Genomic DNA, 24,972 nt, shown 5'->3' with positions numbered 1-24,972 from the left:
GAGTTGTTTAAGCATAAGAGAAAATAGGAAAATTCACTATGTTTGTTGTATGATTGATGAAGGATTATTAGCCTATTTAGAAGGTTACATTACTGAAAAAAGGAAAGATACATTTCACAAAGTTTTGAATGAAAGAACACGCTATTTTACGGTAGTGTTAGAAGACATTTATCAGCCACATAATGCAAGCGCAGTGGTAAGAAGTTGTGATATATTTGGTATACAAGATGTATATGCCATAGAAAATAAGTTCACAAACAAAGTATCAAGACATGTAGCCAAAGGAAGTCAAAAATGGCTTGATATTCATCGATATAAAGAAGACGGAGACAATACAAAAGCTTGTTTGGAAGATTTAAGAGCAAAAGGGTATCAAATTATAGGTACCACACCACATACAGATTCGTGTATATTACCTGATTTTGATGTCACAAAAAAATCAGCATTTGTTTTTGGTGCTGAAAAAGATGGAATTTCGGATTACATAAAACAAGAAGCAGATGGATTTTTAAAAATTCCAATGGTTGGTTTTACCGAAAGCTTAAATATCTCAGTAGCAGCAGCAATCACACTACAAGATGTAACTACCCGTTTAAAAAGAACAAATTTAGATTGGCAGCTATCAGAAGAAGAAAAGAAGGTACTGTACTTTAAATGGATACAAAACACCATTAAAAACCCAGAAAAATTAATAGAATACTATAATAAAGAACTTACTTAGAAGTCAATATTTTATATACTAACTCTTTGGTTAATGGTTGCCCGTTAGCCATTTTTTTGATGTTTTCAAAAGTAAACACAAAGTCACAACCATTCTTATACTCAGAACACCCATAAGCAGATTTTCCTTTTAAAACAGTTCCTTTGCTACATTTAGGACAAGTTATTTTTTCACTGTCATTACGAGGAGTTTGCGACGAAGTAATTTTTTCATTTGTAACAACTCCTTTTTTAGGTTCAAATTTTAAATTGAAATTATCATCAAAACGAACTAAACCTTCTACTTTTTTATCTTCTTGTTTGAATCCTTTTAAGTTAGTAGTACAACCTTTGTCTAGCAAACGAATTAGTTGGTTTTCGGATATTTTTTTATCCATAAACTCAAAAGCTAAGGTAAAATCACAACCATTTTTATAGGCAGAACAACCATAAGCAGCAGTTCCTTTTAATAATTGTCCTTTCTTACATTTCGGACATTCTTTGCCAACAACGGTTTTCTTTTTTGAAGTTGCTTTCTTGGTTTTTTGTTTTGTTTTTTGAGCTTCGTAAGAAATCCTTTTTGTCTTAGAGCTTGAACGGACTTCATACACCAAATCATCAACCATTTTTTTCATTTGGTTGATAAATGTAGCAGCGTGGTATTCACCACGTTCAATTTCCTTCAAACGTTTTTCCCAGAGTCCTGTTAATTCAGCAGATTTTAAAAGTTCGTTGTCAATTAAATCAATCAAGTCGATACCTGTTTGGGTAGGAATAATTAATTTTTTTTGACGCTCAATATATTTTCGTCTGAATAACGTTTCAATAATGCTAGCACGTGTAGATGGACGACCAATACCATTTTCTTTCATCAATTCACGCATTTCATCATCATCTACTTGCTTCCCCGCAGTTTCCATGGCACGTAATAAACTCGCTTCGGTATAATTTCTAGGAGGCTTTGTTTCCTTTTCTAAAAATGAAGGTTCGTGCGGACCTTTTTCTCCCTTTTCAAAGGTAGGAAGTACATCTTTTTCTTCTGTTTTTTTAGTATCGCTTCCGTATTCAAAAACAGCTCGCCAACCTTTGGTAAGTATTTCTTTTCCTGAAGTTCTAAAAGGAACTTTATCTGCTTCTCCTTTAACTTCAGTTTTAGAAATATCACTATCAGGATAAAACACGGCAATAAATCGTTTTACGATGATATCATATACTTGTTGCTGATTGTACTGTAAGTTTATCTCTACTCCTGTAGGAATTATTGCATGGTGATCGGTAACTTTTTTATCGTTAAAAACTTTACTCGACTTACGTATTTTCTTTCCTAATAAAGGTTGTGTTAATGAAGCATACTGTTTTAATCCCTTTAAAATATTAGGAACTTTAGGATATATATCGTTTGGTAAAAAAGTAGTATCAACCCTAGGGTAGGTAACCACTTTCATTTCATAGAGTTTCTGTACAATTTTTAAGGTTTCATCGGCAGAAAACCCAAATTTGTTATTACAATATACTTGCAAGCCAGTTAAATCGAATAGCTTCGGAGCGTATTCTTTACCCTTCTTTTTAGTAACTGAGGTTATTTCAAAATCACTTTCTTTTACTTTATCTGCAAAAGCTTGTCCTTCTTCCTTCTTCAAAAAACGACCTTCTTCACAACTAAAAAGTGTATCACGATATTGAGTTTGTAATTCCCAATACGGTTCAGGTTTAAAGTTTTGGATTTCTTTATAGCGATCAACTAACATAGCTAGGGTAGGAGTTTGCACTCTACCAATAGATAAGACTTGTTTGTAACCACCAAATTTTACAGTATACAAACGGGTAGCATTTAACCCTAACAACCAATCACCTATAGCACGAGAAAACCCCGCATAATATAAATTGTTGTAGTCGTCGTTGTCCTTTAGGTTTTCAAAACCTTCTTTAATAGCTTCTTCTGTTAAGGAAGAAATCCATAATCGTTGGATTTTACCTTTGTAATTTGCCTGATTAATAACCCAACGTTGAATAAGCTCTCCTTCTTGACCAGCATCCCCACAGTTAATAACCACATCGGCTTTTTCAAATAAAGATTTAACAATATTGAACTGTTTCTGAATTCCACTATCGTTGGTTACTTTAGTATCAAAACGCTCAGGAAGCATGGGTAAATTGTTCAAATCCCAACTTTTCCAGTGTGGTTTGTAATCTTTAGGTTCTAAAAGTGTGCATAAATGACCGAATGTATAGGTAACAGCATAGCCATTACCTTCGAAATATCCATCTCGTTTGGTATTGGCTCCTAAGATATTAGCAATCTCACGGGCTACACTAGGTTTCTCGGCGATACAAACTTTCATAAAAATGATTTAGAAGATCGAAATTACTAAATTATTTGTGAATGTTAAACGATGTTCTTTGATGAAGTTTTAATAAATGTAATTAGTTATTAACCAATAAAAGTTAGGTTGCTTCGAAAGTTTTCTCCGATAGGGATTTCAATTTTTCCTATCTCAATATCATTTTTAGTATATGCAGTAATTTTATCAATATTAACAATATATGAGCGATGTATCCTTATGAATCGTTGATCTAATTTTTCTTCAAAAGCAGTTATACTAGATTTGGTAACATGTTTTTCTTTTTCTAAATGTATTTTAATGTAGTCTTTTAGACTTTCTATATATAAAATAGAATCTAAATGTACTTTTACTTGTTTTCTGTCTTTTCTAATATAAATAAAAGAGTTGTTGTTATGATTAGAAACTATTAAAGGGTTGACAATGTTTTCTTTTTGTGAAACTTTAAATTTTTGTATGGCACTAAAAAAGCGTTGAAAAGTTATAGGCTTTAAAATATAATCGACTGCATTTAATTCAAATCCTTCAACGGCATAATCTCTATAGGCTGTGGTAAAAATAACTTTAGGTTTGTTTACTAAGTTTTTGAAAAAATCAGTACCCTTTAAAACGGGCATTTCAATATCTAAAAACAATAAATCGATAGTTTCTTTTTGAAGTATGTTACTAGCTTCAATAGCGCTACTGCAAGAAGCAATTAGTTCAAAATCTTCTAATTGAGATAAATGTGTTTTTATAAGACCTCTAGCCAACTTTTCATCATCAACTATTAAACATTTGTATGTCATTTTATAGGTAATTTTAAGTCCAAGTTAAAACTATTAGAATCTTCCTTAATATGTAAAGAATAGTTATTATGGTATAATAATTCCAATTGCTTTTTTACGTTGTTTAAGCCAATACTTTTTTTATTTGTAGCTATACTATTTTTTGCCTTTGAATTCATAATATTGAACTTTATAAATTCTTCTTCAACAGACATATTTATATGTATAAAAGCTTTTTTTAATTCTTGAGAAACCCCGTGCTTAAAGGCATTTTCTATAAATGTCAGGAGTATTAAAGGAGCAATTTTAACATCGGTTTTTATTTCCTTATCAAACTTAATATCCACACGCTCATCATACCTAACTTTTTCTAAAGCGAGATAGTTTTCTATTAGTTCAATTTCTTTTTTTAGCGAAACGTATTTGTCATTACATCCATACAACATATAGTCTAACATTTCCGAGAGCTTTGCAATCACCTCAGGAGCTTCGTCAGACTTTTCTATAGATAAGGCATATAAGTTATTTAAAGTATTGAATAAAAAATGCGGATTTAATTGATGTTTTAAAACAGATAATTCTGTATACATTTTTTGCTCATTAAGTTGTAAGTAGGTTTGTTGGTCTTTGTAAAACTTAGCGATAACTAATAATATAGTGGGAGTTAAGATTATTGTTGATTTTCCTAAAAATACTCGAAGATCTAATAGCTTTTCCCAAAACATTTTATTAGAATCATATACACTGTTATTACTAGACTTAAAATATTTTGGAATGTGATAATATTCGTGAAATCCAACAAAAATTATAAACACACCAACTAATAAAAGCAAAAGGTATATTGTAAATAGAATATTTTTTTTAGGAATTAAAAACTTAGGAACTAAAAAATTAATAGAAACATAAGCTACAATAAACTGACAAAAAATATAAATAGCAAAATGTTCTAAAACTTCAAGATACCCGCTATAATAATTCATGTTTACAGTGCCAATAAAATAGACGTACACTCCCAACCAAAACAAAATCTGTTTTACTATAGGAGCCTTAAAAAATCTTATTATGTTTTTTAAAATATGCATGTGCGCGCTAAAATACAATTTTAAAGAAGAGACAAATTAAAAATAGCTTAAAGCTAATTTTTTGTAGCTAGAAATAAAGAAATGATAGACTAAGCTTAGTTTCTTCCAAACATAACTTTCCAACTGTAAAAGCAACTCGTTAGTCTACTTTTTAAAAAGTAGGTATATCTCCATAATAGTTTTGTTTACTAAATGTGCTTAAAGATGATAGCACTTTGTTAATTTTTAATTTAAGTAAATGAAGAAAGTTGTATTTTTTTTAATGTTATTTTTTGAGGTGTTTTATATTCAGGCTCAATCTGAGGTAGAAACAAGTAAAATAATTTTCAGTGATAGTGATATTCAATTAGATGGAAAATTAGATGAACCTATATGGAACAAATTAATTTCTGAAGGAGAATTTCTTAACTATATACCCAATAATGGAGATTTAGCTTCTAACAAAACAGAGGTAAAAATGTTTCATAATGGAAAAAAACTATACATAAGTGCTGTGTATCAGGATATAACTAATGATGTTCAAATAGGGTCTTTAAAAAGGGATGATATTGGAACTTCTGGAGCTGATAGCGATTCTTTTGCTATAATTCTAGATACATATAACCAGCAACAATCAGGTTATTTTTTTATTGTTAATATGGGAGGTGCTTTGGTAGACGCATTAGTATCCAGAAATGGCGATGGTTTTAAAGTAAGCACTAGTTGGAATACTGTTTGGAATGCAAAAACTTCAGTAAAAGGAAATTTAAAAATATTTGAAATAGAAATTCCTTTGAAGGCCTTAGGTTATAAGGTTAATTCTGCTGAATGGGGAGTCATGTTTCACACAAGAAATATTAAACTGAATGAATGGACAACTAGCACGTTAATAGATCGTAATTATAGGCAATTTGATTTACGATTTACCAAATTGTTTGAAGTAGAGAACTTGTGGAAAAATAAACCATCTAGGTTTGTTGTAACACCATCTGTTACTATGAACTATTCAGAAGATGTAATAAATAATGTAGAAGATACTATGGTGAAACCAAGTGTAGATATACAATTTAACGTAAGTTCTTCTTTGAAGTTAGATGCTACTATAAATCCTGATTTTTCGCAAATAGATGTAGATAGACAAGTAACAAATCTAAGTAGGTTCTCTATATTTTTTCCTGAACGACGTAACTTCTTTTTAGAAAATAGTGATTTATTCACAAGTTTAGGAGTAAGTGAAGTAAATCCTTTTTATTCCAGACGTATTGGAGCGAATAGCGAAATATCTTTTGGGTTAAAATTATCTGGAAATATTACTAAAAAAACACGGTTAGGAATACTTAATGTCGCTACAAAAGCGAAAAACGATAATCCTGCTCAGAATTATGGAGCATTTGTAGTGCAACAACAATTATCTAAGCTTTTTACAGCAACTGGGTATCTTATTAATAGGCAAGAAACTGATGGTTTTTCTTTTATGGATGACTATAATAGAATTACTGGAATTAACCTAAACTATCAATCAAAAAATAATAGATGGACTGGGCTTGCAAATTTTGCAGGTAGTTTAACAAGTAATATTTCAGGAAATAATAAATTTTATAACACAGAAGTTTGGTACAATAATATAAATGTCTCTGGTTATGCAGGAATAAGAAAAGTTGAAAAAAACTATATTACTGATGTTGGTTTTGTGCCACGTTTATATAATCATGATGCTATTTTAAATGAAGTTATACGTGAAGAATATACTCAGATAAGTGGTCGTATTAGTTTAACCAAATTTTATAAAAATTCTAAAACCTTCGATAATCATCGTTATTTAAACTTGTCTAATGATACCTATTGGGATGATCAAGGAAATGTTAGTCAGTCGACTACAGTATTAAATAATGATTTAGTATTTAAAGATCAATCGTTTTTGTATGGTGGATTTCGTCATGAATATGTAAACTTAAAATATGCATTTGACCCTTTAAATAACGGAAAAGCTATAACAGCAGGAAGGTATAAGTATTTCGATGCAGGTTTTGGGTATGCTTCAGCCGATAATAAAAAGTTTCAATACAGCGGTAATATTAGTTATGGGAGTTATTACAGTGGTTATAAAAACGGTGTTAGCGTAAATGCTCAATATAGATTAATGCCCTTAGCACGTTTGCAAGTTCTATATGAAAGAAATAGAATAAATTTAAAAGAACTAGGAAGAGAAACCTTTCATTTAGCACGTTTTACAGGAGAAATATTCTTTTCTAACCGATTAAATTGGACTACTTATGTACAGTATAATACTCAGTTTGATAACTTTAATATTAATAGTCGTTTACAATGGGAATATAAACCGCTATCTTACATATATGTAGTTGTTTCGGATAATTATAATCAAGATATATCACGTAAAAACTGGGGGATAGCTTTAAAAGCAAACTATAGATTCGATTTTTAAGAAGACATAGAAGGAATTAGTAAAATTCAATTGATTTAGAGATAAATTAAAATGTGTTTTTAAAAAGAAAGTTAGTTAAATTCTATTGGTATAATATTTGTTAACTTGCGGATAAACGTCGTATTTAAATAAAAAAATAAAGTTAAGTATGGTGTTATAAGCTTTAAACTAAATTATGAAAAAATGAGAGGATTTAAATTTTTAGGAGCGTTATTACTTGTTGTGTCTGCATTTGTAGGATGTAACTTGAGTAGCAATAAATCAAAGGATACAAAAGAAGAAACTACTAAAACAAATGAAACTGTAACAGTAACATATAAAGTTGCTTCAAGATATTTTATTAAAAATAATGTAACTAAATTGCCTAGTAAAATAAATAGCAGAGAGGAGTTTGAAAAGTATTTTGGAGCGGCAACAGTAATGGGAGAAGATGGAAAACCAACTCCAATTGATTTTGAGAAGGAGTATGTAATTGCAGTAACTGTTGAAGCTAGTAACAAATTAATAGAACTTCAACCAATATCTCTTACTAAAACAGGAGAAGAAATTAATTTTGACTATTCTGTTACTGAAGGTGGAGAAACTAGTTATACTTCACGAACTGCATTGGTTATAATTGTTTCAAAGAAAATCGAAGGTAATATAAATGTAAAACCAATAAAAGTAGTGGTTGACGAGCATAATGCAAAAAACTCTTTAGATTGGAATGGAGAATATGAAGGGGTACTACCATGTGCAGATTGTGAGGGAATTAAAACCACTATTCAGCTAAAAGATAACGGTACTTATACAATAACTACAAAGTATTTAGGAAAAGGAGAAGAAGATACAGTTGAAGGAAGTTTTAAATGGGATGTTACAGGAACTGTTATCACATTGCTAAATGATGAAAAAGAACCATATAAGTTAAAAGTAGTAGAAGGAGCTATTCAGAAATTAGATATTGAAGGTAAAGAAATAACAGGAGAGATAGCTAAATTATATTTTTTACAGAAAAAGTAAATCAACCTACATACAACGTAAAGAAAAACGTTCACCAATGGTGAGCGTTTTTTATTTTTAAACAAAACCTAAAATATGTTTATAAATTAACGAGGGTAAAAGTAAGGTAGTTTGTTTTTTTATTATTTTTAATTGTGTGGAAATAACCATTTACAAGAGATAATAAATTTTTAAAAGAATAATGAAAACAATAGAACTTATAAAACCTAATACATTTAATAACGAGAACCATTGGTACCCTAAGGTGCTGAATGCCACAATTCACCCAATGGTAAACTTTTTTTTAAATCTAGATAAGGAACGAATTATTGCTAGGTACTGCCATTTACATCCTAAAGTAAATGCTGATAAGCTTAGAGAGATTTTGTCGTATGAATGTAAGTACTTTTTATGGGGAGGAGCAGATTTGATAAACTCAACATCAGCAGATGGAGATAAAAACATGGTTATTATTGAGAACAACTCATGTCCATCAGGTCAAAAGTCAATGCCATTACTAGACGATAATAAAGAAGACGGAGTATATCGCTTATTAATTGAAAGAACTTTTAAGCCTATTTTAGAGAAAAAACGAAAACTTGTTAAAGATGGTAGGTTAGCAGTACTTTACGATAAAAATTATATGGAAACATCAGGTTATGCAGCAGTTATAGCAGATGTTTTTAAAGAAGATGTTTTTCTAGTACCATATTATTCAAACAAAGATAACAATCATATAAAGATAGAAAATGAAATTTTCTACCTTAAACAAGATGAAGAATGGATTCCGTTGCGAGGTATTTTTAGATATGTAACCCAAAAGCCATGGAATAGATTTCCCATTAATAGTAAAACAAAAATTTTAAATCCAATTATAACTTGTCTAGCTGGTGGAAGAAATAAAATGGTCGCAGCCAAAGCATATGATATTTACAATACTGAGTTGGAAGAATACGGAATGAAAATAAACATACCAGATACTATTTGGGATGTAAGCAAGAATGAAATACCGTTATGGGTGAAAAAAATGGGCGGACAAGCTGTTGTAAAAATACCTTATAGCAATGCAGGGCAAGGGGTTTATACGATTGTTAATGAACAAGAACTAGAAGAGTTTATGAAGTTAGAAATCGAGTATGAACGTTTTATTGTACAAAGTTTAATAGGAAATTATAATTGGAGCTCAGTAAGTACAAAAGGTAAATATTACCATGTTGGTACAATGCCAAATGCTAAAGGAGAAACGTTTGTATCTGACATTAGAATGATGATTAGTAGTACAAAAGATGGGATAAAACCATTGTGTATGTATTCTAGAAGAGCATTGTTACCTTTAGTAAACGACTTAGAAAGTAGTAAAGATTCTTGGCAAATGTTAGGAACCAATTTATCAGTTAAGTTAGGAGAAAATGAATGGACATCTGACACAAATCGTTTGTTAATTATGGATAGAAGAGATTATAATAAACTAGGTTTAGGAATAGATGATTTAATAGAAACTTTTATCCAAACAGTACTTTCTACCATTGCTATCGATAAAATGTGTATTAGCTTAATAAATTCAAATAAAAAGTTTAAAAAGAAGCTATTTACTTCATTAAACAACGATAGTACGCTGTTAAACGAACTATATTAAATGTATGAATATGGGACACCAAATTGAATATATTACTGAGTTTGATGTAAATCAAACTCCTAAAAACTCTATAAAAAATTATTGGTTAAAGGTAACCTCCAATGCAATGGGAATACCCACATGTATTCCTGTTATGGTTGCTAGAGGAAAAGAAGACGGTATAGTATTAGGACTTACAGCAGCGGTTCATGGAAATGAATTGAATGGAATATCAGTTATACAGCGATTATTTAAAGATTTAGATACAGAAAACTTAAAAGGAACAATCGTAGGAATTCCAGTGGTTAATGTACCTTCATTTGTTCGAGGAACAAGAGTTTTTAGTGATGGAGTTGATATTAACAGAATTATGCCAGGAAAAGATAATGGAAATACAAGTGAAGTATATGCCAATCGTTTTTTGAATTTGGTAGTAAAGAAATTCGATTATTTATTGGATTTACATACAGCTAGTTTTGGTAGAGTGAATTCATTTTACATTAGAAGTGATATGAATAATAAAGTAACTAAAAAACTAGCCTTATTACAAGATGCTGAAATTATAGTACATACACCTCCGTCAGATGGTACTTTACGTGGAGCAGCAGAAGAATTAGGAATTCCGTCTATTACTATTGAAGTAGGTAATCCGCATAGTTTTCAAAAGAAAATAATTAAAAGTGGAGTAGCAGGAGTGCACAATGTATTGGCATATTTAGGGATTACGGATGATGAATATGAAACCTCTAAGAGAAATACAGTAGTTTGTGAAAAATCCTATTGGTTATATACACAAGAAGGAGGCCTACTTACTGTTCATGTTGATTTAAGAGATATTGTAGAAGAAGGAGACCATATTGCTACACTAAGAGATGTGTTTGGTAATAGAATTAAGAAATATTACGCTCCAGAAAAAGGAATTGTAGTAGGAAAGAGTGTAAATCCTGTAAATCAATCAGGTGGACGTATTATTCACTTAGGAGTTATAAAATAAAAAGACTGTTTTTTAACAGTCTTTTTATTTTAAGATTTTAACTAGCCTTTACCAATGTTTTATTCCTAAACACAATAGCTGTAATTAGTAAACCGATACCTATACCAAAACTCAAACCTTGTATTAAGTCTGATACTTTTAAATAATGGGCAAGTATTTGTGAAGAGGCAATGGTTAAAATCCCTATTGATAATAACATCAAAGATTTTTTACGATATAAATTTTTCATAGTAAAACCGTTTTATACTGTATTAGTAGAAAAACAATGTAATTTGTTACATAAAATAGAGATATAAACAAAAAACTCGCCAATTGGCGAGTTTTTTATCTTTTAAAAAAGTTTAGCAGAAAAAATTACTTCATTTCAGCAATAAACTCTTTATTCATTTTTACATAATCAGCATTTCCAACTTTTTCAGCACCTGCTAATGAAGCTTTCGCAGCTTTAATAGCTCCTTTTTTATCTCCAGCTTTAGCTAAGATTAACGACTGTTGACGTAAGTACCAAAAACGAGGTTGGTCTTTAGTCATATCAACTGCTTTGTTAATCCAATTTTTAGCTTTGTTAATGTCTTTTCCTTCTTGTAAGTAATACACAGCAGAAGAAAAATAATCATTGGCAGAAGGCCCTCCCATTACTTGTGCAATGCTTTTTTCTACAGCCTTGTCTGTAGGAGTATTAAACTTTACACCTACGTAAGCATTTTCCCATAAAATTCCTAACACAGCAGAATCGTTTGTTAAATCGTCAATAGACATTGTAAACGTTTCAATTTTCACAGGCATAGCTTCAACTTTAGCAGTAGTAGATACAGCTACTTTAGAGTCATCCCATTTTTCAGGAGTTCCCCAGTTGTTAGCATCAGAATAAAATAATACTTCCCAAGAATCTTTACCTGGTTTAGTATATAAAGCGTACGTTCCTTTCTTCAAGGTTTTACCATCAATAGTAACGTCGTCGCTAAAAGTAACAGTTGTATTTTTATTGGCTCCAGTTCTCCATACTTTTCCGTAAGGAACTAAATTTCCAAAAATAGTTCTCCCTTTCATACTTGGTCGAGAATATTCAACTGATACATCTGTTAAACCTACAGTTTGCTCCAATTTAGCTGCAGGACTAGGGGCTGGGGTTTTTAATTGTGCATTGATATTTGTTGATAAAGCAACAACAAACAAGCTTAAAAGTATTTTTTTCATGTTGATAGATTTGTTTTTTAATTAGTTTTGTTAAAATTACAAGGAATTATTGGGATTAATGTTAACAAAAACTTAAAATACCTAAGAGTTGTTTTAATGGATATTTGCAACCAAAGTTAAGGATGACAAAAAAAGGAACACATAGAAGTAATGGAGCTATTGGGGCTTTGTTAGATGAATATGAAAAGTCAATAGCAGAGTTTAAGGAGGTTATTAAAGATGTTACCTCAAAAGAATTGATTCAAATAGTTGATGGTGAAACTAAAGATGAAGATTGTAAGTCAATTCAAACAATACTGACACACGTAGTTAGGGCAGGATATACCTATGTTATTGAAATAAGAAAGTGGCTAGGAGAAGATATAGTTTATAAAGAAAAAGAGCAACTAAACTCTGTTTCGGAGTATAATAAAGCATTAGATACAATGTTTGCTTATAATGAGCAACTCTTCAAAGATTACCCTAATATTAAACTAGAAGAATTAAATCCAAATAAAAAGGTGTACGTGAGGTGGGGACAGAAATATGATGTAGAACAATTATTTGAACATGCTATTGTGCATATATTAAGACATAGAAGACAAGTAGAATTATTCAAAGAAAAAATTAGTAGATAGAAACTTATAAAATGAAAAAATATATAGCTGAAAGTATAGGAACTTTTGCTTTAATTTTCTGTGGAACAGGAGCAATGACTGTAAATGAAGTTACCAACGGAGCAGATTTGACGCATATTGGGGTTGCAATTACTTGGGGATTGATAGTGATGGCAATGATTTATGCCTTTGGAGAAATTTCTGGAGCACATTTTAATCCTGCAGTAACCATTGCTTTTGCCTATGCCAAAAGATTTTCATGGAAAGAAGTACCTAAATATATCATAGCTCAATTAGTAGGCGCTTTGTTAGCAAGTATTATGCTTTGGGTATTATTTCCTACAAGTGAATTTTACGGAGCAACATTACCAACGGTAGTGCCTTGGCGAGCTTTTATTTTAGAATTGTTATTAACCTTCTTTTTAATGCTAACGATAATAAATGTATCTACAGGAAGTAAAGAAGTAGGGGTAATGGCAGGTATAGCCATTGGTGGTGTGGTTTTGTTAGAAGCTATGTTTGCAGGACCTATAACTAAAGCTTCTATGAATCCTGCTCGTTCCATAGCACCAGCATTAATTTCTGGTCACTTAGAGCATTTATGGTTGTATATATTAGCACCAATTATAGGAGCTTTATTAGCGGTAGTTTCATGTAAAATAGTAAAAGACGATAGTTGTTGTAATGAAAAATGTTAGTATTTTAGGTTGTGGATGGTTAGGCAAAGAATTAGGAATATATTTTACAAAGAAGGGATATAAAATAAAAGGTTCAACAACATCTAAAGATAAACTTCAAGAATTAAAATCAGTTGAAATTAAACCTTACTTAGTTAATGTTTCTGACGAACATATTTCATCAGAATTCTTAGATGCAGATGTTCTAATCATAGCTATCACTTCCAAAGAGATAGAAAACTTTAAAAGGTTGATTTCTTCTATAGAAAAATCAAACACAGCTAAAGTAATTTTTATTAGCTCTACTTCGGTGTACCCTAGTTTAAATAAGGAAATGACTGAAGAAGATACAACAATAGATTCACCACTAGTTGAAATAGAAAACTTATTTAGAAACAACAATAACTTTCAAACAACCATAATTCGTTTTGCTGGATTATTTGGAGGAAAAAGACAACCAGGGAATTGGTTTGCTGATAGAAAAATACCGCATCCAAAAGGGTATGTAAATATGATACATAGAGAAGACTGTATTGCTATTATAGAACAAATAATTGAACAGAATGTTTTTGGTGAAGTTTTTAATGCCTGTACAAACGATCACCCAACCAGAGAAGATTTCTATATAAATGCTAGAAAAACTCTAGGAAAACCTATTCCAGAGTTTGATGATTCAAAACCATTGGAATATAAAATAATTAGCAGTAAGAAACTTCAAAATGAATTGAAGTATCAATTTATATACGATGATTTGTTACGTATATAGCTTAGTCAAAAGTCAAAAGTGAGTAGTATGTATTATTAATTTTTTCTTCTCTTACACGTATTTAAAAAATAACTTAACCACTAACCACTAACCACTAACCACTTATTGATATTTCTTCTTCCTCCAGTAATTAAAGCCAAAACCAAACATTGCTAATAGTACTAATGGAATACCAATATTGATAAATTGCCAAAAACGTTTTTCAGCAAAAGCACGTTGCTTATCCAATAAGTTAATTTGAATGGTTTTATTACGCAGTTGAATCAATCCAGAATCATCTAATAAATAATCAATAGCATTGATTAAAAATTCTTTATTCCCAAACTGTTCTCCCGTCCATTTATCTAAGGACAAATCGTGTGGTTTTCCTTTTAAAATCTGATTTCTACCTACATCACCATCAGCAATTACAATCATTTTATTGTTTGTGCTCTCAGCTTTAAAATCAGGAGTATCAAAAGGTTTTATTCTGTTTTTATATGCAGAAGGAATGTTTCCTTCTATAAGAACGGCTAATAATTGCGGACCAGAAGCAAACTCATTTTCTTTCGGTTCTTTCGCAATACTTTGTAACTCAATAAAATTAGGAGTTCCTGTTTGTTTGGTAAGCACGGAAGTTACTAATAACGGAGTCTTTTTTAAGTTTCCTTTTAAAGTATCTATTTGAGTAGCAAAACGAAAACGAATAGGTGCTACATTTTTGGTAATAGGGTGATTAGGATTACCATTAACTAATGGATGATAAAACCAGTTTAAGTGTTGGAACTGTGTTTGGTTTCCTACATTTCCTGTAGCTAAAGGGATTTTAGCCGAGTATAAATCTTGAATTAGTTTATTATTTACACGAACTTGATATCCAAACAATAAATCAGTTAAATTCAAATCACGAGGAAATGCTAACATTTTCCCTTCATTGTATAAACTATCAGTATCCGCATAGTTATTATCTAGCATCCATAAACTTTTACCACCGTTTGCTATAAACTGATCAACGGTAAACTTTTCTTCTTCAGTAAAACGTTCAGTAGGTTTTGCAATAATCGCTAAATCATAATTGCGTAAATCTTTCAAGGTTTTTTGCGGATTGCTTGCCACACTATCTAATGTAAATTTGGCTAAGCGGTATTTTTTACCAACTTCACTTAACAAGCTATATTGATAAATATCTTGAAGTTCTCCATTACCAGCTAACACCGCTATTTTTTGCCTTTCTTTTAGAGTAACATTATGTAACGCATTAGCAAAAGAATACTCTAATTTTTCAATAGCATTTTGTAGCTGTGCCTCTTGCGTTTTAGCAATTGAGTTAGGAAGTAAAGAAATTAACTCTACTTTTTTATCATAAGTAATTTCTGCCCAAGGAAAAATAATAGCTTCAGATAACTTTCCATCTTCTTCTACAGTTAACTGGCTAGGCATCATTCCTCTTTTTACCAAACGTTCACGAATATTATCAGGATTGATAAATCTGAATCGGATGTTAGAGTTTTTAGCTTGTAATTCTTCTAAAAACTGGCGTGTTTCTATTTGTAAACGCTTAAATTCCGCAGGAAAATCACCTTCTAAAAATACGTGAATCGTTAGTGGTGCATCAATTTTATCAATAAGACTTTCACTTACTTCCGATAAGGTATATCGCTTGTCTTGTGTTAAGTCGAAACGTTTATATACAGAGTTTGCTATATAATTAATAACTAATAGCCCTATAATTGCTAATGCGATGTGTTGTAATTTCTTATTCATTTTTTAACTGTTGTTTAGTGATGAATAAAAAGAAGAAGGTAACACTGATAAAATAGATTAAATCACGAGTGTCTACTACACCACGACTAATACTTTTAAAGTGTTCGTTAATACCAAATTGTTGTAAGGCATATCCTGAGTTACCTAAAGAAGACCCGACAGCATCAAACCCGTAAAATAAAGCAAAAGTGATAAATACACTTACAATAAATGCTACAATCTGATTATTTGAAAGGGTAGAAGTAAATAACCCTACAGCAGTATAGGTTGATGCTAAAAATAACAATCCTAAATACGAACCAATTGTACTACCTACATCTAAATTTCCAACAGGACTTCCTAATTGATACACAGTATAAGCATAAGTTAACGTAGGTAATAATGCTATAATAACGAGTAAAAGCGAAGCAAAAAATTTGCCCAGCACAATTTGCCAATCGGTAAGTGGTTTAGTTTTTAAAATTTCAATGGTTCCACTATTAAACTCATCTGCAAAACTTTTCATTGTAATAGCAGGAATCAGAAATAAAAACAACCATGGAGCTAAATAAAAAAAGCTATTTAAATCGGCAAATCCCGCATTTAAAATATTGAAATTATCTTTAAATACCCATAAAAATAAGCCATTTACAAGTAAAAATACTCCAATAACCAAATAGGCAATGGGAGAGGCAAAAAATGAGTTAATTTCTTTTTTTAGTAGTGGTAGCATAAAATACTATTGTTCGTTTTTAAGAAGTCCAAAAATAACATTATTATCGAAGTCGTTATCTTTTTTATTGGGACGTAATTTAAAGTTAAACCTTTTTAACAAATTTATAGAACCTTTATTGTGTTTATGAGTATAAGCTTCAATTTCATTCAAGTTAAGTGAACTAAAACCAAATTGAATAACTTCTTTTAAAGCTTCACTCATAAAACCTTTCCCGTGAGCGTCAGGATGTAATTCATAGCCAATTTCGGCATAAGAAAAATTATCATTAAAATGACGTAAACCAATAGAACCTATAACCTCGTTGTTGTTTTCAATAATCCAGTAAATACCTTCGTTTTTAAGTACTAATTCATCAATTAGTTTTATAAAATCTTCCACATCAGAAATATCACTAGGAATCTTTCTATCAATAAATTTATTGACTACTGAATTCGATCGAATTTTAAAAACAGCCTCTTTATCATTATCAACAAGTTTTCTTAGTACAAGCCGAGGTGTATATAAAACAGGAAAAGGACTGAATAAATTCATTAAGTTAACGATTCAACTTTATCTACACTCCAAGCAAGAGGCTTGTCATTAAATAAAACTTTGGTTTGTGCCCAAACGCCTTTAAATAAATCAGAATTTCTATAATTTTCTAAATCTTGTTCAGCATCCCAATAGCTATAAGTGAAAAATATATTCGGATTTGTTTTGTCTCTGTATAATTCTAATAAACGGCAACCAGGTGAGTTTCGTATAAACTCTTTTTTTGAATTAAAGTTGTTTAAAAACTCTTCAATTTTTTCTGGCTGAAAGCTCATTTTTACAATTCGTACAAACATAAATTTAATTTATAGGTGTAAATTCTGGTTTAATAGGGTTTTCAAATTCAATGGTAATGGTATCACGGTATTCTAAACCTAGTAGGGTAGAAGCTCCACCAACCGTTTCTAAATTACTTCGGTAAATAGCAATTTCTAAAAAACCAGCAGAATTAAAAATAGCTAACTTTTCACCATCGTATTGTCTTTTGTCAGTAACCGAAAAATCAACAATTTCATTATATCGGCTGTAAATTTTAGAAAAGGTATAGCGTCTTGCTGTTACTTTGTAATCACGACCTTTTCCAATAGTATTAAATTGTTTTTTACTAATGTTTGTAATTACATTTCCGTAATTATCAATGTAAATAACACCTCCTGAGATAATAGTTTGCTGTTCGTTTACCTTAGGTTTAATCTCAACAATCTTTTTATAAGTATCAACCTCTCTACCAATAACACTTAAACTACCACCACGAGCAATATGAGAAGCTACTTGCACAAAAACATCTAAAACAGGAAAACTACTTTCAATACGATCGTGAATATTAATTTCAACAATTTTAGTAGGTTTAATTTCAGAAGCAATCATAGAAATTAATCCATTGTCAGGACAAATAAAATAATGATTGTCCAACTCTAAAGCAATATGCTTATTGTCTACACTTAACTCGGAGTCTACACCAATTACATGAATCGTTTTATCTGGAAAACTTTTATAAGCATTCTTTAAAATATAAGCCGTTTCAGTAATATTGAAAGGAGAGATTTCATGCGTAATATCAACAATCTTTGCATCAGGTAACTCAGAATAAATAGCTCCTTTTACAGCACCTACAAAGTGGTCTTTCGTTCCAAAATCAGTAGTTAATGTAATAAGAGACATTAATTTAGGTGTTTGTTAATTAATTTGTGAAAAATTATGCTGAAATTTTAAACAAAACTACGTAATTCAAGAAAAATAATCATTATTTTTAGTGTGAATAATATTAAAACTTTTATCATTTGAACGAACGCGTAATTGAATTAACAGAAATCAACCCAAACGATTTTTTTGGAGCTCAAAACAGTACTATTACTCAGTTAAAAACATTCTTTCCTAAAATAAAAATAGTTGCTAGAGGAAATAAACTTAAGGTTTTTGGAGAACCTGAATTATTAAATGAATTTGAAAAGCGATTAGAAATGCTTATCAAATACTTTAATAGGTATAACAAGCTAGATGAAAATAGTATTGAGCGTATCTTAACATCAACAGGTAAGGAAGAAGAAATACGAAAATCTGGAAATGCAAAAGATGTATTAGTTCACGGTGTTAGTGGTAGGTTAATTAAAGCGCAAACGGCTAACCAACGTAAAATGGTTGAGTTAATGCAAAAAAATGATATGTTATTTGCTGTTGGACCAGCAGGTACAGGTAAAACATACACAGCAGTTGCTTTGGCTGTAAAAGCATTAAAAGAAAAAGAAGTAAGACGAATTATTTTAACAAGACCTGCGGTAGAATCAGGAGAGAACTTAGGTTTTCTTCCAGGAGATTTAAAAGAGAAATTAGATCCATACATGCAACCTTTATACGATGCACTTCGTGATATGATTCCTCATGAAAAATTAGAATCACACCTAGAAAAAGGAGTAATACAAATAGCTCCACTAGCTTTTATGCGTGGACGTACTTTAGATAATGCTTTTGTTATTTTAGATGAGGCACAAAATACTACGCATGCACAAATGAAGATGTTCTTAACACGTATGGGAATGCATGCAAAATTTATTATAACTGGAGATCCAGGTCAGATAGATTTGCCAAGAAGACAAGTATCAGGGTTAAAAGAATCGTTATTAGCGTTAAAAGATATTGATGGAATTGCTCAGGTGTATTTAGATGATAAAGATGTAATCCGTCATCGATTAGTTAAAAGAATTATTTCAGCTTATAAAAGTATAGAAACCGAGTAGTTTTTAGTTGTCAGTATTTAGTGATTAGTTTACATTTGCGGGTAACAACACAACAACATATAATGAACACAATTAACGAAACAAACTTCCAGTTTCAAGGACAAAAAGAAGTTTATAAAGGAAAAGTAAGAGAAGTTTATAATATCAATGACGAGTTGTTGGTAATGATTGCTTCTGATAGACTTTCCGCTTTCGATGTAATTTTACCGCGTCAAATACCTTTTAAAGGACAAATTTTAAACCAAATTGCTACTAAAATGATGAACGATACTGTAGATATTGTTCCGAATTGGTTATTAGCAAATCCAGATGAAAATGTAGCAGTAGGTCATTTATGTGAACCTTTTAAAGTAGAAATGGTTATCCGTGGATATTTATCGGGGCATGCGGCTCGTGAATATACAGCAGGAAAAAGAACGCTTTGTGGGGTAGCAATGCCAGAAGGAATGAAAGAAAATGATAAGTTCCCAGAGCCAATTATTACACCATCTACTAAAGCAGATAATGGAGAGCATGATGAAGATATTTCTCGTGAAGACATTTTAGCTAAAGGAATTGTATCAGAAGAAGATTACTTAGTTTTAGAAGACTATACCAGAAAACTATTTCAAAGAGGTACCGAGTTAGCAGCTAAAAGAGGATTGATTTTAGTAGATACTAAATATGAATTTGGAAAAACAAAAGATGGTAAAATTGTATTAATTGATGAAATCCATACACCAGATTCTTCTCGTTATTTTTATGCTGATGGATATGCAGAACGTCAAGAAAAAGGAGAAAAGCAAAAACAATTATCAAAAGAGTTTGTACGCCAGTGGCTAATTGAAAACGGATTTCAAGGAAAAGAAGGACAAGAAATCCCTGAAATGTCTGATGAAAAAGTTATTGAAATCTCAAATAGATATATTGAGCTATACGAGCAAATCACAGGAGAAAATTTTGTGAAAGCAAATACTGAAAACGTACTCGAGAGAATAGAGAAAAACGTAAGTACGTTTTTAGAAAACAAATAATAAAAAGAGAGGCTCTAGCCTCTCTTTTTATTTAAAATTATCTTAAAAGAACTTCATTAACAAACAGGCATTTATATTTTTTGTAACTTACACGAGACAAACAAAAATTAGCCAAAATGCCAAATTATACATTAAAAATTAACGGAAAGTCGGTGTCCTTTAAGGCAGATGCTGATACACCATTGTTGTGGGTTTTACGAGATGAACTCAATATGGTTGGAACTAAATTCGGTTGTGGAATAGCACAATGCGGAGCCTGTACTGTTCATGTAGATGGAACAGCAATGAGAAGTTGTCAATTACAAGTTTCTATGTTGGATGGTGAAGAAATAACAACCATTGAAGGGTTGTCAACCGAAGGAGATCATCCATTACAAGAAGCCTGGAAAGAAGTAGACGTCCCACAATGTGGTTACTGTCAAGCAGGTCAAATTATGACAGCTGCTTCCTTTTTAAAAGAAAACCCAAATCCTTCAAAAGAAGAGATAAGAGAAGCAATGCAAGGTAATATTTGTCGTTGCGCTGCATACAATAGAATAGAAAAGGCAGTTGCATTGGCTGCAGATAAAATGTCTTAAAAACTTTCAATCATGAGTACACAAGAAAAAAACTTTACGTTTAGCAGAAGAAACTTTTTAAGAACTTCTGCATTAGCTAGTGGTGGTATTATGATTGGATTTAATCTATTTACTGCCTGTAAACCTAATGTAAAACCATCTGTAGATGTTGAAAATCTAAATTTCAATGATTTTAATGCATTCATAAAAATATCCGATGAAGGTTATGTAACTATATACTCTCCCAATCCAGAAATTGGACAAGGAGTAAAAACATCAATGCCGATGGTTATTGCTGAAGAATTAGATGTTGAATGGGACAAAGTACATGTAGTCCAAGCTCCGTTAGATACAAAAAATTATACTCGTCAATTGGCAGGAGGAAGTGGGTCTATTCGAGTAAGCTGGCCTGTTTTAAGACAAACAGGAGCAACTGCTAAGCAAATGTTAATTAATGCAGCAGCAGTAAAATGGGGGGTAGATGCAGCTACATGTTCAGCTTTAAGAGGAGTTATTACAAATGCAAAAGGAGAAACTTTAGGTTATGGTGAAGTAGTTAAAGAAGCAGCTACTTTAGAAGTCCCAGAAAATGTAACATTGAAGAAACCTTCAGAGTTTTCTATCATAGGTAAAGATGCTATAAATGTTGATGTAGAAAAAATAGTAACAGGAAAACCTTTATTTGGATTAGATTATAAAGAAGAAGGAATGGTTTATGCAGCTGTAGTAAGACCTCCAGCTTTCGGACAAGAACTTGAATCGTATGATGCTACAGAAGCAAAAAAAATATCTGGAGTAGTAGATGTTATAACAATAGGAGAAAAAGCAAGAAATTTTATTGAGTCAGGAAAAACTAATTGGACATTCAAGTTAACAAAAACAGATAAAGTAGTTGTGTTAGCTGATAATACTTGGGCAGCAATCAAAGGAGCAAAAGCAATTAAAGCAGTGTGGAAAGATAGTTCTAAGTTAGAAGACACAAAACTTCATGATGAAAGGCTAATAAACTTGTTAGAATCTAATGATTTAGATGTAAGAAGAGAAGATGGAGATGTGAAAAAAGCTTTTAAAGAAGCAGATAAAGTAATTGAACGTACTTATCACTCACCTTTTTTACCTCATAATTGTATGGAGCCGATGAACTTTTTTGCTAATGTAACTCCAGAAAAAATATATCTAGTAGGACCAACACAAACGCCAGAGTTTGTAGCAAGAGTTGCTGCCGAAATGTTAGGACGTGATGTAGAACAAGTTCATGTAGAAATGACAAGAATGGGAGGAGGGTTTGGAAGAAGATTATATGGCGATTTTGTGTACGAAGCACTAGAAATATCCGATAAAGCTAAAAAACCAGTAAAAATGGTTTCAACAAGAGAAGAAGATGTAACAAGTGGTACATTTAGACCAGCAATCAAATATAGAATAGCAGCGTCAATTAAAGATGGAAATGTAACAGGGTACCATTTAAAAGAAGCAGCGATTAATGATAATATGTATGGATTGGTTCCACATTTCTTTCCAGCAGGATGTATTCCAAACTATAAAGTATCAACAGGAAACTATAATAGTAATATTAGCACAGGAGCTTGGAGAGCACCATATACCAACTTTTTAGGATATGCAGAACAATGCTTTTTTGATGAATTAGCACAAGAACTAGAGGTTGATCCAGTACAATTGCGTTTAGATTTACTAGAAAATGTAAAAGAAACGAAAGACGAAAAAATTCAGTACTCAGGAAAAAGAATGCAAGATGCAATAAGGTTGGCTGCTGAAAAAGGAAACTGGGGTAAAGCTAAAGAAGGAGTTTATCAAGGTTTTTCAGCCTATTACAGCCATAATACTCATGTAGCCGAAGTAGCTGAAGTAGAGTTAAAAGAAGGAGTAGCTGTGGTAACAAAAGTAGTTGCAGCTGTTGATTGTGGTATCGTTGTAAATCCAACAGGAGCAAAAAACCAAGTAGTAGGAGGAGTAATTGATGGTATTGGACATGCTATGTATGGTAATTTAACCTTTAATGAAGGAAAACCATCAAGTAGAAATTTTGATAATTATCGATTAATAAGAATAAATGAGACTCCAAAAGTAGAAGTACATTTCGTAGAAAACGAAATAGCACCAACAGGCTTAGGAGAACCAGGTTTACCACCTGCAGGAGGAGCAGTAGCAAATGCAATTCATAGAGCATTAGGAAAAAGATTATATAAACAACCATTTATAGAAGAGCTAAAATCAAACATTTTATCCTAAAAACTGAAGAACTTTATAGGTTTAATAAAGTAGTGTTTTTATTATTTATTGAAAATGAAACAGTAGGTAATTTTTGAAAATCTGTTAAAAAGCACTACTTTCGCATCCTATAAAAATCAAAAATAACAATGGTTAAAGATTTATTTGAAAGAATTAAAGGAGATAAAGGACCTTTAGGAAAATGGGCAGATAAAGCAGAAGGATATTATGTGTTTCCTAAATTAGAAGGACCAATTTCTAACCGTATGTCTTTCAATGGAAAAAAAGTAATAACTTGGAGTATTAATGACTACTTAGGATTAGCAAATCATCCAGAAGTATTAAAAGTAGATGGAGAGTCAGCTGCTACAGACGGAATGGCATACCCTATGGGAGCTCGTATGATGTCAGGTCACACAAAATACCATGAACAACTAGAGCAGGAGTGTGCTGAGTTTGTAGGAAAAGAATCAGCTTACTTAGTAAACTTCGGATACCAAGGAATGGTATCAGCAATTGATGCTTTAGTAGGAAAAGACGATATCATAGTATATGACATGGATACACATGCATGTATTATTGATGGAGTTCGCTTACATGCAGGAAAACGTTTTGTTTATCGTCACAATGATATAGAAAGCTGTGAGAAAAACTTGAAGCGTGCCACCAAAATGGCAGAAAAAACAGGAGGTGGAATTCTGTTAGTTTCTGAAGGTGTATTTGGTATGCGAGGAGAACAAGGACGTTTAGCAGAAATCGTAGCCTTAAAAGAGAAGTATAATTTCCGTTTATTAGTAGATGATGCACACGGGTTTGGAACTTTAGGAGAAGGAGGAAGAGGAACAGGATTTGAACAAGGAGTACAAGACGGAATAGATGTATACTTTGCGACGTTCGCAAAATCTATGGCAGGAATTGGAGCATTTTTTGCTGGAGATAAAGATGTAGTTCAGTACTTACAGTATAATATGCGATCTCAAATGTTTGCAAAATCTTTACCAATGCCAATGGTAAAAGGTGCTTTAAAACGTTTGGATATGATTCGTACTATGCCTGAACTTAAAAAAAACCTTTGGAAAATAACCAATGCATTACAGTCAGGTTTACGTGAAGCAGGTTTTGATTTAGGAACAACACAAACATGTATTACGCCAGTATACTTAAAAGGAGAAATTCCTGAAGCCATGGCAATGGTAAATGATTTACGAGAAAATCATGGTGTATTCTGTTCAATTGTAGTATACCCAGTAATACCTAAAGGGTTAATAATACTAAGATTAATTCCAACAGCACGTCATACAATTGAAGACGTGAATGAAACAATCGAAGCATTCTCTGCAATCCGTGAAAAATTAGAGAACGGAACTTATAAGCAAGTAGCAGCTTCAATTATGGCAGAATAGTAAGGAATTGCAAAAAAATAAATAAAAACTCATGAAATACTTCATGAGTTTTTTTGTTTTAAAAGAGAAATGATACATTTGGAATCCTTTTGCTTATCAAAAAATCAAATGAAAAAATTACTATACATATATATATTATTATTCGTAGCAACATTAAGTGCACAAATTAAAGATACATTACCAAACTTTAATGACGAATATATTTTGATAAGAGAAGGAGATAGTTTAATGATAGAGCTAAATGAAGTAACAGTACTTCCAAAACATAAGTTTAAGGAAAAAAAAGATATTTTATATTATTATTGGCTTCGTAAAAAAGTATTCAAAGCATATCCTTATGCAATTTTAGCGGCAAAAAGAGTGGATAGTGTAAACTCTCGTCTAGCTAGAGTTAAATCAAAAAGTAAAA

Annotated in this window: 24 protein-coding genes (1 of these 24 running past the window's edge); 14 read left to right on the top strand and 10 right to left on the bottom strand. The window is 31.4% G+C overall.

Features of this window, described 5'->3' with window-relative positions:
• Positions 1-49 precede the first annotated feature (49 nt).
• Entirely contained in the window at positions 50-721 is a 672-nt protein-coding gene (locus ACTPNM_RS11215) for a TrmH family RNA methyltransferase (RefSeq protein ID WP_440121864.1), read from the top strand.
• On the opposite strand, the gene ACTPNM_RS11210 is transcribed toward ACTPNM_RS11215, so the two are convergent.
• The 3 genes from ACTPNM_RS11210 to ACTPNM_RS11200 all read right to left on the bottom strand — a co-directional run bounded on the left by ACTPNM_RS11210 (position 714) and on the right by ACTPNM_RS11200 (position 4,788).
• The gene (locus ACTPNM_RS11210; protein ID WP_440121863.1) at positions 714-3,041 is read right to left on the bottom strand and encodes a DNA topoisomerase 3; all 2,328 of its coding nucleotides are present in this window, start codon (positions 3,039-3,041) and stop codon (positions 714-716) included. The genes ACTPNM_RS11215 and ACTPNM_RS11210 overlap by 8 nt on opposite strands.
• 89 nt (positions 3,042-3,130) lie before the next feature.
• Positions 3,131-3,829: a LytR/AlgR family response regulator transcription factor gene (locus ACTPNM_RS11205; RefSeq protein WP_440121862.1), complete on the bottom strand. Its 699-nt coding sequence runs from the start codon at positions 3,827-3,829 to the stop codon at positions 3,131-3,133.
• Positions 3,826-4,788, bottom strand: a complete 963-nt coding sequence (locus ACTPNM_RS11200; protein WP_440121861.1) for a sensor histidine kinase — start codon at positions 4,786-4,788, stop codon at positions 3,826-3,828. Before ACTPNM_RS11200 ends, ACTPNM_RS11205 begins: the two co-directional genes overlap by 4 nt.
• A 340-nt stretch (positions 4,789-5,128) precedes the next feature.
• Between ACTPNM_RS11200 and ACTPNM_RS11195 the strand changes: the two genes are divergently transcribed.
• From ACTPNM_RS11195 to ACTPNM_RS11180, 4 genes are all read left to right on the top strand, one after another.
• Positions 5,129-7,312 (top strand): DUF5916 domain-containing protein, encoded by a 2,184-nt coding sequence (locus ACTPNM_RS11195; RefSeq protein ID WP_440121859.1) that lies wholly within the window; start codon positions 5,129-5,131, stop codon positions 7,310-7,312.
• A gap of 183 nt (positions 7,313-7,495) precedes the next feature.
• Complete coding sequence (locus ACTPNM_RS11190; RefSeq protein WP_440121858.1) at positions 7,496-8,314, top strand: copper resistance protein NlpE; 819 nt, start codon at positions 7,496-7,498, stop codon at positions 8,312-8,314.
• A 181-nt stretch (positions 8,315-8,495) separates the two neighbouring features.
• Complete coding sequence (locus ACTPNM_RS11185) at positions 8,496-9,929, top strand: hypothetical protein (RefSeq protein ID WP_440121856.1); 1,434 nt, start codon at positions 8,496-8,498, stop codon at positions 9,927-9,929.
• A gap of 10 nt (positions 9,930-9,939) precedes the next feature.
• Complete coding sequence (locus ACTPNM_RS11180) at positions 9,940-10,902, top strand: succinylglutamate desuccinylase/aspartoacylase family protein (RefSeq protein ID WP_440121854.1); 963 nt, start codon at positions 9,940-9,942, stop codon at positions 10,900-10,902.
• Positions 10,903-10,939: 37 nt separating this feature from the next.
• Here ACTPNM_RS11180 and ACTPNM_RS11175 read toward each other — a convergent pair whose 3' ends face one another.
• Together ACTPNM_RS11175 and ACTPNM_RS11170 are read right to left on the bottom strand one after the other, a co-directional pair.
• Positions 10,940-11,131, bottom strand: coding sequence for a hypothetical protein (locus ACTPNM_RS11175; RefSeq protein ID WP_440121853.1), 192 nt, complete (start codon positions 11,129-11,131; stop codon positions 10,940-10,942).
• Between the two features lie 125 nt (positions 11,132-11,256).
• A complete protein-coding gene (locus ACTPNM_RS11170) occupies positions 11,257-12,099 on the bottom strand; it encodes a DUF2911 domain-containing protein (RefSeq protein ID WP_440121852.1) in 843 nt (280 codons plus the stop codon).
• 122 nt (positions 12,100-12,221) lie between these two features.
• On the opposite strand from ACTPNM_RS11170, the gene ACTPNM_RS11165 reads away from it, so the two are divergent.
• From ACTPNM_RS11165 to ACTPNM_RS11155, 3 genes are read left to right on the top strand one after another with little or no spacing between them, the layout of a single operon-like run.
• Positions 12,222-12,716, top strand: coding sequence for a DinB family protein (locus ACTPNM_RS11165; protein ID WP_440121851.1), 495 nt, complete (start codon positions 12,222-12,224; stop codon positions 12,714-12,716).
• An 11-nt stretch (positions 12,717-12,727) separates the two neighbouring features.
• Positions 12,728-13,393: an MIP family channel protein gene (locus ACTPNM_RS11160; protein WP_440121849.1), complete on the top strand. Its 666-nt coding sequence runs from the start codon at positions 12,728-12,730 to the stop codon at positions 13,391-13,393.
• The gene (locus tag ACTPNM_RS11155) at positions 13,380-14,138 is read left to right on the top strand and encodes an NAD(P)-binding domain-containing protein (RefSeq protein WP_440121848.1); all 759 of its coding nucleotides are present in this window, start codon (positions 13,380-13,382) and stop codon (positions 14,136-14,138) included. Before ACTPNM_RS11160 ends, ACTPNM_RS11155 begins: the two co-directional genes overlap by 14 nt.
• A 102-nt stretch (positions 14,139-14,240) precedes the next feature.
• Here the strand turns inward: ACTPNM_RS11155 and gldG are convergent, their stop codons facing one another.
• Genes gldG through ACTPNM_RS11130 form a run of 5 tightly spaced genes read right to left on the bottom strand, consistent with a single transcriptional unit; the run spans position 14,241 to position 18,288 of the window.
• A complete protein-coding gene (gldG, locus tag ACTPNM_RS11150; protein WP_440121847.1) occupies positions 14,241-15,881 on the bottom strand; it encodes a gliding motility-associated ABC transporter substrate-binding protein GldG in 1,641 nt (546 codons plus the stop codon).
• Complete coding sequence (gene gldF / locus ACTPNM_RS11145) at positions 15,874-16,593, bottom strand: gliding motility-associated ABC transporter permease subunit GldF (RefSeq protein WP_440121846.1); 720 nt, start codon at positions 16,591-16,593, stop codon at positions 15,874-15,876. The genes gldG and gldF overlap by 8 nt, the downstream gene beginning before the upstream one ends.
• A gap of 6 nt (positions 16,594-16,599) precedes the next feature.
• Entirely contained in the window at positions 16,600-17,127 is a 528-nt protein-coding gene (locus ACTPNM_RS11140; RefSeq protein WP_440121845.1) for a GNAT family N-acetyltransferase, read from the bottom strand.
• Positions 17,127-17,423: a putative quinol monooxygenase gene (locus ACTPNM_RS11135; protein ID WP_440121843.1), complete on the bottom strand. Its 297-nt coding sequence runs from the start codon at positions 17,421-17,423 to the stop codon at positions 17,127-17,129. The genes ACTPNM_RS11140 and ACTPNM_RS11135 overlap by 1 nt, the downstream gene beginning before the upstream one ends.
• 4 nt (positions 17,424-17,427) lie before the next feature.
• Positions 17,428-18,288: an SAM hydrolase/SAM-dependent halogenase family protein gene (locus tag ACTPNM_RS11130; RefSeq protein ID WP_440121842.1), complete on the bottom strand. Its 861-nt coding sequence runs from the start codon at positions 18,286-18,288 to the stop codon at positions 17,428-17,430.
• Positions 18,289-18,407: 119 nt separating this feature from the next.
• Here ACTPNM_RS11130 and ACTPNM_RS11125 point away from each other — a divergent pair, with 119 nt between their 5' ends.
• The 6 genes from ACTPNM_RS11125 to ACTPNM_RS11100 form a co-directional block, all read left to right on the top strand.
• The gene (locus tag ACTPNM_RS11125) at positions 18,408-19,361 is read left to right on the top strand and encodes a PhoH family protein (RefSeq protein WP_440121841.1); all 954 of its coding nucleotides are present in this window, start codon (positions 18,408-18,410) and stop codon (positions 19,359-19,361) included.
• 62 nt (positions 19,362-19,423) lie between these two features.
• Positions 19,424-20,374: a phosphoribosylaminoimidazolesuccinocarboxamide synthase gene (locus ACTPNM_RS11120; protein WP_440121840.1), complete on the top strand. Its 951-nt coding sequence runs from the start codon at positions 19,424-19,426 to the stop codon at positions 20,372-20,374.
• 116 nt (positions 20,375-20,490) lie between these two features.
• Positions 20,491-20,952 carry a (2Fe-2S)-binding protein gene (locus ACTPNM_RS11115; RefSeq protein ID WP_415269866.1) on the top strand — a complete coding sequence of 154 codons (462 nt, stop codon included), beginning with the start codon at positions 20,491-20,493 and terminating at the stop codon, positions 20,950-20,952.
• A gap of 12 nt (positions 20,953-20,964) precedes the next feature.
• A complete protein-coding gene (locus ACTPNM_RS11110; protein ID WP_440121839.1) occupies positions 20,965-23,181 on the top strand; it encodes a molybdopterin cofactor-binding domain-containing protein in 2,217 nt (738 codons plus the stop codon).
• 128 nt (positions 23,182-23,309) lie between these two features.
• Positions 23,310-24,563 carry an aminotransferase class I/II-fold pyridoxal phosphate-dependent enzyme gene (locus ACTPNM_RS11105; RefSeq protein WP_440121838.1) on the top strand — a complete coding sequence of 418 codons (1,254 nt, stop codon included), beginning with the start codon at positions 23,310-23,312 and terminating at the stop codon, positions 24,561-24,563.
• A gap of 108 nt (positions 24,564-24,671) precedes the next feature.
• On the top strand, positions 24,672-24,972 hold the 5' portion of the coding sequence (locus ACTPNM_RS11100) for a DUF4294 domain-containing protein (RefSeq protein WP_440121836.1). It continues 425 nt past the right edge of the window; the window shows 301 of its 726 coding nt (coding positions 1-301); its start codon is at positions 24,672-24,674; its stop codon lies off the right edge, out of view.

The organism is Tenacibaculum sp. Ill (genome assembly GCF_051938915.1).
Lineage (GTDB): Bacteria > Bacteroidota > Bacteroidia > Flavobacteriales > Flavobacteriaceae > Polaribacter > Polaribacter larymnensis.
This window is presented reverse-complemented; position numbering and strand designations above follow the sequence as displayed.